This window comes from Pseudomonas sp. PS01297 (assembly GCF_029959305.1).
GTDB lineage: Bacteria > Pseudomonadota > Gammaproteobacteria > Pseudomonadales > Pseudomonadaceae > Aquipseudomonas > Aquipseudomonas helleri.
In genome coordinates this window covers 1-15,226 of the sequence record NZ_JASCPQ010000113.1, presented here as the reverse complement: position 1 = coordinate 15,226, position 15,226 = coordinate 1, and the positions used below count along the sequence as shown (strand labels likewise).

The following is a 15,226-nucleotide window of genomic DNA, read 5'->3' as shown; positions in this document are numbered from 1 at the left end:
GGTGAAGAGAGACAACTCATGACGTGTAGGAGCGAGCTTGCCTCGCGATCTTTTAGAAGGTCAAAAGATCGCGAGACGAGCTCGCTCCTACACGCCGCGTTTTTGCTTGAGCAGTGCCGCCGCATGATCCGCACGCACGTCGTGGGCTTCGACCATCTGCTTGACCAACCAGTCGAGTTCTTCACCCTTGGCGCCCGCCGTCAGCGCAATGTTGCGCGCATGCAAGGCCATGTGCCCGCGCTGGATGCCTTCGGTCGACAGCGCCCGCAGCGCACCGAGATTTTGTGCCAGCCCGACTGCAACGGCAATTTCCGCCAGTTCCTGAGCACTCTCGACACGCAAAATGCGCAGCGACAACTGCGCCAGAGGGTGAGTTTTGGTAGCACCGCCCACCAGCCCGACCGGCATCGGCATTTCCAGGGTGCCCACCAGATTGCCCTGGCCGTCTTTCTCCCAAGTGGTCAGCGAGCCGTAATGGCCATTGCGACAGGCGTAAGCATGTGCGCCCGCCTCCACCGCCCGCCAGTCATTGCCGGTGGCGACAATCAACGGGTCTATGCCGTTCATGATGCCCTTGTTGTGGGTGGCGGCGCGGTACGGGTCAATCACGGCAAAGTTGTAAGCGTCGAGAATGCCTTCGATCACCTCCTCGCCCTTGAATGCAGGCGTGGTGAGCAACTCGGGGGCGATGCGGATTTGCGCACGGGCCAGACGCAAGTCAGCCAGATTGGAAAGGATGCGCAGGCGCACCTTGGCCCCGGTGATTTCTTCGATCAGCGGTGCCACCGCCTCGGCCATGGTGTTGACCGTGTTGGCGCCCATGGCATCGCGCACATCGACGATCAAATGCGCGACCAGCATCGGCCCACGCGGGCTTTGCGCAAAGGTGTGGACTTCAATGTCCCGGCAGCCGCCGCCCAGCGAGTTGAGGAGTTGGTCTTTGCGGTTCGCCAGCTCGATGATTTCGTCCTTGCGCCGCAACAGGCTCAAGCGCGCATTGAACGGGTCAGCGACATCAACGATCTGCACCTGCGCGCGCATCAAAGGCAACGAACTGGAGGTCTGAAAACCGCCAGCCTCCCGCGCCAGCTTGGCCATAAAGGAGGCCGCCGCCACCACCGAAGGTTCCTCGACCACCATGGGCACGATCACGTCGCGGCCATTGATCTGGAAGTTGCTTGCGACGGCATAGGGCAACTCGAAGGTGCCGATCACGTTCTCGATCATGCCGTCAGCCCGCTCCAGCGCCAGGGCACCCGGTTCACGCAACAGCGCGACGTCATCAGCGGGCAGGTCGAGCAGCGCTTGCAGATGCTGCAAACGCTCGGCGGGCGCCAGGCTACGGAACTTGGGAAGGCGCGAATCAATACTCATGGTTCAATCCTGTGGTCATTATTGTTGTCTTTGAGCGCCACCCTAAAGCGCCCTGTGCCCGCATAAAAGGTACAGTTCGCACAAACAGTACCCAAGCTGTACCCTCGCTAAAAAACAGCAGGATGGCCAACCATGGTGCGTCTGACACTCGCTCAGCAACTGACCGCGTCACTGGTCGAACAGATCGGCAATGGCACTTACCGGGTGGGCGACCGCCTGCCGTCACTGCGTGAATGCATGCGCCTGTTCGGCCATTCGAAAAATACCGTGATCAATGCCTATGAGGCCCTGGCCTCCCAAGGGCTTGTCGAACCGCGCCATGGCCAGGGCTTTTTTGTCCGTCAGGGCAGCCCCAACCACAGCGAGCCGGACGAACCGCAGCCCTATGCGCGGGCGATGGACACCATCTGGCTGATGCGCCAGCAGTTCGTCCGTGAACCGGGGCATTCGCCGCTCGGTGAAGGCTTCCCGCCGGTGGAATGGCTGTTGGACATGCGCCTGGACAAGTTCACCCGCCAGATCATGCGCACCGAGGTCAACACGCTGTTTCGCTACGGTAACCGCCTGGGCAATGCCAGCCTGCGCCAGCATCTGGCGCAAAAACTGGCCAGTTATTCGATCACCGCCAGCCCCCGCCAGATCGTCACCACCCACGGCGCCAACCATGCGCTGGACCTGATCATTCGACGTTTTATTGCCCACAGCGATATGGTGCTGGTTGAAGACCCCGGCTATTACCCGCTGTTTGGCAAGCTGCAACTGCAAGGCGCCCACATGCTCTGCGTACCGCGCCTGGCTGATGGCCCGGACCTGCAGGTGCTGGAGCAACACCTGCGCCGCCACAAACCCAAACTGTTTTTTATCCAGTCGGTAGGCCACAACCCGACCGGTTCGGATATCTCGCCCGGCAAGGCCCATCGGCTGGTGCAACTCGCGCAGCAGCACAACTTCATTCTGGTTGACGATGATGCACTGGCCGACTTTAAACCGGCGTCTGCCATCAAGGTATCTGCGCTCGATCAACTGCAGCGTTCACTGTATGTGGGCAGCTTTTCCAAATCGGTGTCTGCGGCGCTGCGGGTCGGCTTTATCGCCGGCAGCAAGGACGTGATTGATGAGCTGGGGGACTTGAAAATGTTGTTGCACACCAGCTCTTCGGAGCTGTGTGAGCGAACCATGGACGTGATCCTCACCGAGGGGCATTTCCTGCGCCATTTGATTCGCCTGCAAGAACGCCTGCAAGCCGCCACCGCAGCCGGGCTGGCGATGCTCGATGAGATCGGCGCCGAGGTGTTTTGCCGCCCGCACCAAAGCCTGTACCTGTGGGCACGCTTTGCCCACATCGACGACGCCAAAGACCTGACCCGCCAGTTGCAGCCCAAGGGCTTCATGATCGCGCCGGGGCATATCTTTTCTCCCGAACAATCGCGCATCAACCCCTGGACCCGGCTCAACGTGGCGTATTTGAACGACCCGCTGCTTAAAGCGCTGTTCAAGGGCTGACGGACGGTATAACGACACTGACCTGACAGATACGCGGCCAAGGGCGTGACTTTCCAAAAGGCCGCCCTGGTTCTGTGCGCAAAGTAATGTCTCAAACAGCACATTACACAATGCCTACCTATCACCCTTTCTGTCAGTCACCCCAGAGAACAGCAGGTCTATTTTGGTGATAATCATAAAAACCCTGAAGTTCCCAGGTGTTACCTCGACGTTCAAACGCGGCACGCCATACACCCCTGCCTCCACCGGGGGTTAGTTGGGGCATGTCGTACCAGTAATACCCATTGATTCTTTTTGTTGTTGCTCTACCAACACGAATGTCATCCATGATTTCGGTCATTTTCGATCTGGCCGATTCCGGAAAATTGTTATATGACATCTGCGTTTCAGCCAGCGGGCTAACGCCCACCGCAAAGGTGTCTTTTGCGGGCAGGGTTTGGGATGGAACTGCAGTATCAGTGTCGGTACTGGGGATACTGACCACTTTACTCGATGTGGTTTTTGTAACAGCCTCAATCTCAAACGTCTCGGTATAGCGTGGAAGGCTTCTTGTGAAGCTATTAATATCCTCTCCAGTGGTTAGCCTTGTTGCGTGCTGCGACGTCCCCTTACTGATGACAACATAAGGAATGTTCTTACTCCGAATTTCTGTCAATAGCCCTGGTTTGTTTCTGGCCCGCCTATCCTCTTTAATAGCTTCGTGTAGTTCCTTTTGATGGCGCTCAGCGTTCTCGGGAATGCTCATATAATCCTCCCTGGCCTGCACCGCTTCGGGACCATCGCCTGGGAGTAGTTTTCTTAGATTGGCTTCACTGGCGGTTTCTATGGCCGCAAACATATCCCCCATCTCGTTGAGCATTTTAGACATTGCACTTTTCTCTCTCCCTCGAGCAGGCGTAATTGCAACATAAATTGCCCCCGTAAAAGGATCTACTATTCTTACCATGTCCAAGCTAACCTGGCCTGAATCACTGACCAACTTACTCTTGAACGGAAAGGCCGTATCAAATATTTTTATTATTTGAGCGGTCGTCAGTTTCATGTCTGGATGACCTTCTTCAAAGTATTTAATATGTGTATGGATAAGTTTCCATAATTGGCATTTATATAACAACGCCGAATGGCGGTTCTTGCGTTGATTGAACTCCGCCTGCCCCAGGCTCGGGCTACTGATATGCAAGCGGTATGCAGGGATACTGGACACCCCCGCCGCCTCCATGGTTTCACGGAGTATGCGCGTGGCCAGCTCATCGGGCATTGAGCTAATGATCTCTCTTGCTAACCGCACTTGTTCGGGCGGTTGACGGGAGGGTGCGATCAGAAAACCTTCCAGCAACGCATTAAATCGTTGCTGCTCAGGCGTTTCCGGGGGCCGGAATAGACTCACGACCGGGCCGCCGCCGAGCAACCTTGCCCGTGGCACAAGGCTCCATTTGTCGCTTTCCCAGGTCACCGTCCGATGGTCCGCACGGTTGTTCGGCGAGTAAATAATTCGCTCCCCACCCTGCATTGCTGTTTTGTAGAATTTTGTCCCTTGTTTGAGATATTCCTGACCTCCCGCATCCCTGTACAGGTTGCGCTCCTTGCGCTCGAGTCCCTTTTCCTGAACACCCTTGACTTGAAAGGGTTTCATCTGCGGGTCCTGAATATGTGGAAGGGTTGACAGCGTCGTGCGACTTTTATTCTTCGGTCTGCCCGCACGACTCATGATCAAGTCTTCCCCGCCCTCGGCAATCACCTCGCCCAGCCCGCTGATGAAATCACTCACCCACTGGCTGAAACTACCGCCTTCATCCTGTATCGCCGACACGGCTGCGCCGCTAATCATGGCTGGAATGATTGCCCGTCCAAGCATCCCGCCCAACCGGCTGGCAGGGAACATCGACAGCATTCCAGACAGCAGGCCAGCAGCATTGAGTCGTCCCTGCTGCGCTGCCTTACTGTCGCGCTCGGCGTTAGAGACCGTCAACGTATCTGCCGCATTCAACGCGTGAGCCATTTGGGTTTCATGCAGCACGTTCAAGAAGTCGCCCTCCACCGCCAACAAAGAAACGCTTGCAGAAAAGCTCTGGGGGGCACGAAGCTTGATCCATGAAAAGATAGATTGTGTGACCAGTTTTATCTGTTCATTCGTGGTCAATTCCTCAGAAGCTGGCTTCATGCTTTCAATGTGATTCGACTGCTCTGACAGTGGCAACCGCGAGATGAGCCAAAGGGTCATCTCTTGAGTAGACGTCAGCGTTACTGCGACCTTCACCAAGAGTTCCTGAACGGTATCGGCATCTACGTCACGCAACACCTTGCCGTCCGGTGCGTCCGGCGTGTAGAGCGTCAACGAGGGACGGCCTGCCAACGTCTTCACACCAAACGCCAACACGTCTCTAAGCACGCTATGGCCCCACTTAAGCTGGTAAACATCCACATCATGGTCGTTGACCTTACGCCGCCCGGCAGGCTGCGGGCTGTCCAGTGCAGCAAGAGCCATATTCAGCCCAATATTGTCTCTGTCATACATCAAATGACCGGAAATATGCGCAGCCCATACCTCTACCCTGATCTGCTTGCCTTTGAGTGACATCCACTCTGCCTGCTTCTGCCGGCCTGCTGTACTCAACCAAGGTATAAATCGCCCACCCACGTTGGCGATTTCAATCACCTCGCAAATGGCTGCATAGCTCAGGGGGCCCTCTTCGAAGTGGTCCAGCGCATTGCTTTCCTGAGGTGTCAGGTTTGATATCGCCCAGTCAATCATGGAACGGCGATCATTAAAAAAACCCTTCTCGCGGCGTAGCACCAACCCTGAGCCAAACGGCGAGTTACCCGAGGGTGCATGTGGGTCAAGGATGGTGTTTTTGATACTCAGATACACCTTTTCCGGATCATCGGCAGGCGGATATTTTTCCTTGATGAGGCGGGTAAGTTCCACCCGGGTCCAGTCACGTATGGCTTCAGTAGTTGCCAGCGTGACAGGGTCAGGGGCAAACGAAGTGGTAGAGGCAATGACCTTTTGCCAGTCTTTCAACGCAGCCCACCAGGCAAGGCGGTCTTTGCCGGTGACGTAGTGTTTAGCGCGCAGCCAGCGGTTTGTGTTGTTTTGACTGACCTGAAGTTCGAGCGCCGTCAGGGGCCATACGAGGTCCACGCTCTTTGCGATATCTTGCGCCACTTCCAGCCTTGTTACCCAGTCACTGATTGTTTCGCCTTCTTGCATTCCCTCTCGCAGAGCATGTCCAACAGATGCCTTCTGCGCCTCTCGCAGGCCCTGGATCTGGCGCGAAAGAAAATTTTCCTGTATTGCCTCGATATGCACTTCACCCTCTACTTCACCGCTATTTTGCAGACTGGCCTTGAGCAGCTCCACACTGTCAAAAACCTCCAGCGGCTCCCCTGTACGCCACAGCACTGCGGCGCCAGGGTCTTCGGTATTGTCACGCTGTGTCAGTACAATGCAGCCCTGCACTGGCACGCTCATCGCCCAACCCGGTGGGGTTTGCTCCAATGCGTAGACTCCCGGACGGATATGATCCGGCATCTGCGCACGGGACACGGCGTCAGGGGCTGACAGTGCATAGTCCGTCACCGCTTTGTGCATCTGCAGGCTGAGGGTTGCATCTAACTGGAGATAATTCGCTTGCACCATAAGTTGCGTGCGCAATTCATCTGCCAGCCAGTCGCTGACATTGCGCCACAGACTGAAATCCTCAGGATTATTCCAATATTCATCCAGCGCCCGTTCTAGTTGCAGGGTGTACGACTTCCAAACATGGCCCAGCAAAAGCGCCTCGAAGTTTGCCTTTGCGTTAGAACTGTTCAGAACCGCAGGCACCTGCGTGGCACCGTCCGTTTCCTGGACAATTTCAACCTTGTCCAGATCAAGAAACAGCTCGCGCGTATTCAACCGACCGCCAACGGCACGCCAGAACAGCGTGTCCAGCGCCATCGTGTCCACCACCGTACGTTTGAAAGCCGGATCTGCAGACGAACGCTCTGACAGAGGTATCAAGTCTTCTCGTAGGGTGCGCAGCGACAACGCCTCTACGGTCACGTTGTCCGCCAGTGCGGGGAAGGTTTTTCTAAACCAGTCATTCAGAAATTTCTTTGCAACCTCTGTAGGCTGCGGTATCGCTTCGCTCAGGCGCACCATCGACTGCTGGGAAGCACTTAGCTGGTTCACCAGCAGCGCGTAGGGTTGCGTGCCATTGCTATGGTGTAAGGGCGGGACGACTAACGTTAGGGCCGAGGTCAACGGTAATGGGCTGCCAGTATCGGGACGGGGCAGAAATACTTCGAGCGACTTGGCTAATAAGCGCGACCCACCGCGTGTAATGAACGCTTCACGGAAGGCCCGCCCGGTTGTAGGGTCGAATACACCTTTGCGGACAAACTGTTCGAAGGCCTTGATAGCAAAGACGCTTGACCATTTATATGAGTAAGTTCTCGCGCCGTAATTCGAAGCAATAAAATCACCACTGTTGACCGGACGCACATTGTGCGGCCACTGCAAGTGGCCGATTTCAGCGTTCAAGCTGTCAAACACTTCCTGAGTGCTGCGCCCATCGCCATAAGTACGATGGACCTCAAAATCAAACAGCATGATCAGCAATAAGCCTGCCGATGCCCAACTGGTTTGCGTTTTGACAGAAGCAATCAATCGAGTCACCAGGCTGGCAGGAATCGACTCTGCGCTCTGGTAGTGGCTCGAAATCCAGATCAGGAACTGTTCGGAAAAACACCATTGCTCAAAAACCTGACTGACAAACTCAGCCGAGCCATATCCAAGCGCCGTAATTCCGGATATTTCCCGATACTCTTCACCGGTCAAGAGTTGCTGCAAACAATGACCAAATTCATGCAGCAAAATGCGTAATTGTTGGTGATCTAGCAGGCAGGGCTTATCACCCTTACCCGCTGTGAACTTGCTACGCAGCACAGCAATCGGTAAACGGGGGCGACCTTCCGCGGTGATTCGGCGGTTGCGCAGTGAGAGGGTCTCTCCCAATGGCCCGCCCAATTCACGTCGATAAGGGTCAACAAATAAATAACCGATGGGTTCCTGATGCTCTCTGACTTCGAACAGACGCACATCTGCATGCCAACTATCAAAATCTGAACGTTCGACCAGTTCGACACCAAACAATCGCGAGGTGAAATCGCACAAACGGCTGATGACCGTATCCAGCGGGAAGTATTGACGCAGATCTTCCTGTGAGCCTCCTTTGGCTCGGCGCACCTTCTCGGCCAAATACTCATAATCCCAAGGCTCCAACCGCGTGATGCCCTCTTGCGCAGTGAGGTCCTGGAGTTGTTGTGTCTCTAGTGCGAAAGTACTTCGCTGGTCATCCAGCTCTTTTCTTAAAAAAGCCGAAACCTGATCAGTGGACTCCACAATCTGTTCTTCAAGGGACAATTGGGAAAAGTTTTCAAACCCCAGCAACCTGGCTTTTTCATGACGATACCCAAGCAGCAATCTCAGTACATCATCGTTATTCAATGGGTCATCAGGTTGTCCCTGATTTGAGGCACGAGAGTGATAGGCCACCCACACCTCCTCGCGCAAAGGCCGGTGGCTTGCATACAGCATGACCTCACGAAACTGGTCATTCCCCACGTTGACAAGCCAGCCTTGCAGGCTTTTCTGCTGCGCCGCGTTCGCCATGCGCAGCTTTGCCTCCTCAGGCAGTCCCACCAGCAGCGACTCATCGTCGATGTGTTTGGTCCAGGCAGTGTTAGCCTGCTGCAGGCGTGATCTGAACTCATTCTCCTGCTGACTGATATGACGGTTCAACTCACGCAGACGCTGTTGCTGCTCCGTTGTGAGTCGAATGCCAGACAAGCGATATTCACGCAAGATTTTGTTCAACACTGCTTTACGCGCTTTATCAAACAATGCCGCTACCTTACTCTTGGACAGTGTTAGATAAAGCTCATACAGCTCAAGGTTCTGTCCCAATAGCTCCTTGTAGGCAGTTATTTGCTCAAAGCAACTACCCGCCGCCTCAATCCACGCTTGCTGAGTGTTCACCCCGCTGAGAATTTTAATGACATGCACCGCGCCATCCAGCCGTGCGTGAACCTCATCCATGGCCAATACCAAATCATCCCACGTCGGATATGGCCTCTGGCTGACGATGATTCGGGTAACTTCAACACGGCTATCAGCAATAATTATTTCAATGGCCGGCACTAAATGCTCGGCCCGCACAGTTGAAAATGGCGGCAAGTCATATGACGCCAGCAACGGATTATTTTCGAACATATTGTCTTCCTGAAATTTTCGGAAGAATCAATCTACGTGTGAAGTCCGAGGTGCTGAGGCTACATAAATATTGTGCAGTTACGATTTAACCGATGAGTCCACGCCCCTCAAAGGCAGGTGCCCTCAATGGCCAAACGGTAAGAACTGCCTGAAGTCTTGACGGCTTGTGCGCTGCGCTGTTTGAAACATAACTTTTGGTACAGAACTTAGTATCACCGGCGTTATACTCCGCGCCCCTAAAAATAAAGTACGGAAACTCGCATGCTCCCTTTCGCTCGCACCCTGCTCGCCCTGTCTTTGGGCATGACATTGCTGCAAACCCCAACCTTCGCCGCTCCACCATTGACCATGAGCAATGGCGTCGCGCAGGTGAACACCCAAGACAGCAACGCCTGGGTTGAAATCAACAAAACCGCGTTTGAACACAATATTCAGATCCTGAAAAACACCCTCGGCGACAAATCGAAAATCTGTGCGGTGCTCAAAGCCGATGCCTACGGCCACGGCATTGGTTTGTTGATGCCTTCGATCATCGCCACCGGCGTACCTTGCGTCGGCGTTGCCAGTAACGAAGAAGCTCGTGTGGTCCGCGAGAGCGGTTACAAAGGCCAATTGATTCGCGTGCGTACCGCCGCCTTGAGCGAGCTGGAAGCGGCGCTGCCGTACAACATGGAAGAGTTGGTCGGCAACCTCGATTTCGCTAAGAAAGCCGCGCAAATTGCCGAAAAACACGGCCGTCCGCTCGTCGTGCACCTGGGCTTGAACTCCAGCGGCATGAGCCGTAACGGCGTAGAAATGAGCACCGCTCAAGGCCGCAGCGATGCCGTAGCCATCACTAAAATACCGAACCTGCAAGTACGGGCGATCATGACCCACTTCGCCGTGGAAGACGCCGATGACGTGCGCGCGGGCCTGAAGGCGTTCAACGAACAGGCACAGTGGCTGATCAAAGAGGCCAAGCTGGATCGCAGCAAAATCACCCTGCATGCGGCCAACTCGTTTGCCACCCTGGAAGTGCCTGAATCGCACCTGGACATGGTCCGCCCTGGCGGCGCGCTGTTCGGTGACACGGTGCCTTCGCACACCGACTACAAGCGCGTTATGCAGTTCAAGTCGCACGTAGCCTCGGTCAACAGCTACCCGAAAGGCAATACCGTCGGCTACGACCGCACCTACACCCTGGCGCGTGATTCGAAGCTGGCGAACATTACGGTCGGTTACTCCGACGGCTATCGTCGTGCGTTCACCAATAAAGGCATCGTGCTGATCAACGGGCACCGCGTGCCGGTGGTGGGCAAAGTGTCGATGAACACCTTGATGGTTGACGTGACCGATGCGCCGGACGTCAAAAGCGGCGATGAAGTGGTGCTGTTCGGCAAACAGGGCAATGCCCAGATCAGCCAGGACGAAGTTGAAGACATCAACGGCGCATTGCTGGCTGACCTGTACACCGTATGGGGCAACTCCAATCCGAAAGTCTTGATCGAAGAATAAGCCCGCACTCTGGGGGCAGTTCAATCTGTAGGAGCGAGCTTGTCTCGCGATCTTTTAAACAATCAAAAGATCGCGAGGCAAGCTCGCTCCTACGGGGTTTGGGCGTTTATTTATCCGATTTGATGCTGGTCCAGGTGCGGGTCCGTACACGTTCAAGCTTTTGTGGCAGTGGCTGAACCACATACAGTGATTTCAACGCTTCTGGCGTCGGCGTCAGGTTCGGGTTGCCGGTGATGTCTTTATTGATCAGTGGCAGCGAGTCCTTGTTGGCGTTCGGGTAACCCAGAAAATCACTGATCGACGCAATCACCTTGGGCTCCAGCAAGGTGTTCAGGAATTCATGCGCTTCTTCGACATTCTTGGCGCTTTTAGGGATAGCGAAGGTGTCAAACCAGATAGGCGCGCCCTCTTTTGGCAAACGCCAGTCCACCACCACCCCGTTCTTTGCTTCTTTGGCCCGGTTGCCAAACTGGTAAAAACTGCCCGAGTAACCAATGGCCACGCAGATGTCGCCGTTGGCGATATCGGTCATGTATTTGGCCGAGTTGAAATAGGTGACATACGGGCGAATCTTCAGCATCAGCTCTTTGGCTTTTTCATAGTCGGCCGGGTTCTGGCTGTTCGGGTCCAGGCCCAGGTAATGCAGGGCTAGAGGCAAGATCTCCGATGGCGAATCCAGCATGGCGACGCCACAGGATTTCAGCTTGGCCATGTTCTCGGGCTTGAACACCAGGTCCCAACTGTCCACCGGCGCGTCGTCGCCCAGGGCCGCCTTGACCTTGGCCGGGTTAAAACCGATCAGCACTGTACCTACCATGTAGGGCACGGCGTACTGGTTGCCGGGGTCGTTGGTTTCCAGCAGCTTGAGCAATTGCGGGTCTTGGTGCTGCCAATTGGGCAGCTTGGATTTGTCGAGTTTCTGAAACACCCCGGCCTTGATCTGGGTGTCGAGGAACTGGTTGGACGGCACCACCAGGTCATAGCCCGAGTTGCCGGTCAGGAGCTTGGCTTCCAGCGATTCGTTGGTGTCGAAGGTGTCCCAGGTCACTTTGATCCCGGTGTCCTTGGCAAAGTCTTTGGGTACTGACGGCAAGATGTAGTCCGCCCAGTTGTACACCCGCAATTCGCGCTGATCGGCTTGCACCGCGCTGGCCAACAGTGACAACCCACATACCGTGGCGCCCAGTAAGCGTTTGATCGTGCTCATGAATGTATTCCCCATCTTTGGCGTGAGATCGATAGTTGTTATGTTTTGTACACGGCAGCAGCCCGCAAAAAGGGCAAGGGTCAGGAAGACAACTCTTATAAGTTGATTTGATTCTTGCCGACCGCTGGAGCGGTTCACAGGGGTAGGCAGGCCAAAAAGGGATCGTTGCGGCCATTGTTTGTGTCCGAATCTATGTCCGCCATCACCCTCCTGCATCGCCCAAGTGTTCATCCAGCAACTGTTGCAAATCAAACAGCAAATCTGCACTTAACCACTCAATCAACAGCGCCCGCCTTGCCCGCCTCCGGCCAACCCCCCGAATTGCAGGGGTTTGCCTGTTGGTACGGAGATTGCTGACAGGGAGTACCTGTCCACAGTTTGCTGAACACTAGCCAAGGATTCGAACATGTCTAACGCGCTGCAAGTCGTCGTCGTTTCGGGTGGGGCGTACAGCCCTTCGCGCACTCTGGTGTTGGCCAAGGCCATTCTCGATGAACTGCAAACCCGGCTCACTATCGAAAGCCGCTTGATTGAGCTGGGCACCATTGCCCGGCAACTGGGCGGCGCCTTGTCACGCCAGGAACTGAGCCCTGAGGTCGATGCCGAGATCCAGGCGATTGAAAACGCCGACCTGCTGATCATTGCCACCCCGGTGTATCGCGGCTCCTACCCCGGCCTGCTCAAGCATCTGTTCGATCTGGTGGATATCAACGGCCTGATCGACACCCCGGTGTTGCTGGCCGCCACCGGTGGCAGCGACCGCCATGCGCTGGTGCTCGAACACCAGTTGCGTCCGCTGTTCAGCTTTTTCCAGGCGTTGACGCTGCCGATCGGCGTGTATGCCACCGAGTCTGATTTCGCCAATTATCAAATAATCAGCGAGCCCTTGCAGGCTCGTATCCGCCTTGCTGCAGAACGTGCCGCGCCGCTGTTTGGCGCCTCGGCCACACCTTTGCTGAAAATCGCTTAAGGACTTCTTCATGAATGTGTTTTGGTTCCTCCCCACCCACGGTGACGGCCACTTTCTGGGCACCACCAAAGGTGCTCGCCCGGTCACGCTCAACTACCTCAAACAAGTCGCCCAGGCGGCTGATGACCTGGGCTACTACGGCGTTTTGATCCCGACCGGACGCTCCTGCGAAGACTCGTGGGTCATCGCCTCGGCATTGGTACCGTTGACCGAGCGCCTGCGTTATCTGGTGGCGATTCGTCCGGGGATCATCTCGCCGACCGTGTCGGCGCGCATGGCGGCCACCCTGGACCGGCTGTCCGGCGGGCGCTTGTTGATTAACGTGGTGACCGGCGGCGACCCGGATGAAAACCGCGGTGATGGCAGCTTCCTCAGCCACAGCGAACGCTACGAAGTGTCGGATGAATTTCTGAAAATCTGGCGCCGGGTGCTGCAAGGCGAGTCGGTCGACTTTGAAGGCAAGCACCTGCACGTACAGAACGCCAAGGCGCTGTACCCACCGGTGCAAAAACCCTACCCCCCATTGTATTTCGGCGGCTCTTCCGAAGCCGCCCACGATCTGGCCGCCGAGCAGGTTGACGTGTACCTGACCTGGGGCGAACCGCCTGCGGCCGTGGCCGAGAAAATCGCCGATGTGCGTGAACGCGCGGCACGTTTGGGCCGCACCGTACGCTTTGGTATTCGCCTGCACGTGATTGTCCGTGAAACCGAGCAAGAAGCCTGGAAAGCCGCCGACACACTGATCGAACACATCAGCGACGAAACCATAGCCGCCGCGCAAAAGTCCTTTTCACGCTTTGATTCCGAAGGCCAGCGGCGCATGGCCGCGCTGCACGACGGGCGCCGCGACAATCTGGAGATCTCACCCAACCTGTGGGCAGGCGTCGGCCTGGTTCGCGGCGGCGCCGGCACCGCGCTGGTGGGCAACCCGCAACAGGTGGCAGAACGCATCAAGGAATACGCCGACCTGGGCATCGAAAGCTTTATCTTCTCGGGTTACCCGCACCTGGAAGAAGCCTATCGCTTTGCCGAACTTGTGTTCCCGCTGCTGCCCGAACCTTACGCCAGCCTGGCCGGTCGCGGCATCACCAACCTGACCGGCCCCTTTGGCGAAATGATCGCCAATGATGTGCTTCCCGGGCAGTCGAAATAACCTGTAGGCTGCGTTTTTTAAAAGGTCATAAGCTCGCAGCCTGCGGCACCTTGCACGCCGGGGCTGCGCCAATACCTGGGCTTGAAGCGTCCGGCCAACCGGAACGCATAGTCTTCAACACACTGGAACAGAGACTATTCGATGACTTACATCGCTGCCGAAAACCGCTACCAATCCATTCCTTATCGCCGCGTAGGCCGCAGCGGGCTGGTGCTGCCAGCCCTGTCCTTGGGGCTGTGGCACAACTTTGGCGACAGCACGCCCATCGACACCCAACGTGCCCTGCTGCGCACCGCTTTCGACCTGGGCATCAACCACTTTGACCTCGCCAACAACTATGGCCCGCCCTATGGCAGTGCCGAGATCAACTTTGGCCGTTTGCTGCGCGAAGACTTCAAGCACTACCGCGACGAGCTGATCATCTCCAGCAAAGCCGGCTGGGACATGTGGCCCGGCCCTTACGGTCAGGGCGGTGGCTCACGCAAGTACGTGCTCGCCAGCCTTGACCAGAGCTTGCAGCGCCTGGGCCTGGACTACGTCGATATTTTCTACTCGCACCGCTTCGACCCGGACACCCCGCTGGAAGAAACCGCAAGCGCCCTGGCCACCGCCGTACAACAAGGCAAGGCGCTGTACATCGGGATTTCGTCGTACTCCGGGGTCAAAACCCGTGAAATCGCAGCGCTGCTTAAAGAGTGGAAAGTACCGCTGCTGATCCACCAACCGGCGTACAACCTGCTGAACCGCTGGGTGGAAAAAGACCTGCTGGACACCACCGAAGAACTCGGCACCGGGGTGATTGCCTTCACTCCGCTGGCGCAGGGTTTGCTGACCGACAAATACCTCAATGGCATTCCGGCTGATGCGCGGGTCAATCGCCCGGGTGGTGGCTCGTTGCAGAGCAAGCACTTGTCGGAAAGCAACATTGCCCATGTACGCGCGCTCAACGAGATCGCCAAACGCCGTGGTCAGAGCCTGGCCCAATTGGCACTGGCCTGGACCCTGCGTGACCCTCGCGTGACCTCCGCACTGATTGGCGCAAGCCGCCCCGAGCAAATTGTCGAAAACGTCGGTGCGTTGCAGAACCTGGCGTTCAGCGCAGAAGAACTGGCCGAGATCGACCGCTTTGCCCAGGAAGGCGGGATCAACCTGTGGGAAAAACCGTCAACAGCTGAATAACCCACTCTTATGACGGTGGGAGCGGGCTTGCTCGCGATACAGACAAGGCGGTGTCATTGACGTCCGCGTGTGCCCTATCGCGAGCAAGCC

At 56.3% G+C, this 15,226-nt stretch carries 8 protein-coding genes; 5 read left to right on the top strand and 3 right to left on the bottom strand.

Annotated elements, in window-relative coordinates:
- Positions 1-87 precede the first annotated feature (87 nt).
- Positions 88-1,374 (bottom strand): hydroxymethylglutaryl-CoA reductase, degradative, encoded by a 1,287-nt coding sequence (locus QMX84_RS23280; protein ID WP_273223784.1) that lies wholly within the window; start codon positions 1,372-1,374, stop codon positions 88-90.
- Positions 1,375-1,506: 132 nt separating this feature from the next.
- Between QMX84_RS23280 and QMX84_RS23275 the strand changes: the two genes are divergently transcribed.
- Positions 1,507-2,877 carry a PLP-dependent aminotransferase family protein gene (locus QMX84_RS23275; protein ID WP_282364883.1) on the top strand — a complete coding sequence of 457 codons (1,371 nt, stop codon included), beginning with the start codon at positions 1,507-1,509 and terminating at the stop codon, positions 2,875-2,877.
- Between the two features lie 133 nt (positions 2,878-3,010).
- Here the strand turns inward: QMX84_RS23275 and QMX84_RS23270 are convergent, their stop codons facing one another.
- A complete protein-coding gene (locus tag QMX84_RS23270; protein WP_282364882.1) occupies positions 3,011-9,133 on the bottom strand; it encodes a M3 family metallopeptidase in 6,123 nt (2,040 codons plus the stop codon).
- Positions 9,134-9,394: 261 nt separating this feature from the next.
- Between QMX84_RS23270 and alr the strand changes: the two genes are divergently transcribed.
- Positions 9,395-10,627, top strand: coding sequence for an alanine racemase (gene alr, locus QMX84_RS23265; protein WP_282364881.1), 1,233 nt, complete (start codon positions 9,395-9,397; stop codon positions 10,625-10,627).
- A gap of 106 nt (positions 10,628-10,733) precedes the next feature.
- Here alr and QMX84_RS23260 read toward each other — a convergent pair whose 3' ends face one another.
- Positions 10,734-11,834 (bottom strand): polyamine ABC transporter substrate-binding protein, encoded by a 1,101-nt coding sequence (locus QMX84_RS23260; RefSeq protein WP_048372629.1) that lies wholly within the window; start codon positions 11,832-11,834, stop codon positions 10,734-10,736.
- A gap of 406 nt (positions 11,835-12,240) precedes the next feature.
- On the opposite strand from QMX84_RS23260, the gene msuE reads away from it, so the two are divergent.
- From msuE to mgrA, 3 genes are all read left to right on the top strand, one after another.
- Positions 12,241-12,804 (top strand): FMN reductase, encoded by a 564-nt coding sequence (msuE, locus tag QMX84_RS23255; protein WP_048372627.1) that lies wholly within the window; start codon positions 12,241-12,243, stop codon positions 12,802-12,804.
- Positions 12,805-12,814: 10 nt separating this feature from the next.
- On the top strand, positions 12,815-13,957 hold the full coding sequence (gene ssuD / locus QMX84_RS23250; RefSeq protein WP_262124420.1) for an FMNH2-dependent alkanesulfonate monooxygenase: 1,143 nt from the start codon (positions 12,815-12,817) through the stop codon (positions 13,955-13,957).
- Between the two features lie 141 nt (positions 13,958-14,098).
- A complete protein-coding gene (mgrA, locus tag QMX84_RS23245; RefSeq protein ID WP_153336045.1) occupies positions 14,099-15,136 on the top strand; it encodes an L-glyceraldehyde 3-phosphate reductase in 1,038 nt (345 codons plus the stop codon).
- Positions 15,137-15,226 lie beyond the last annotated feature (90 nt).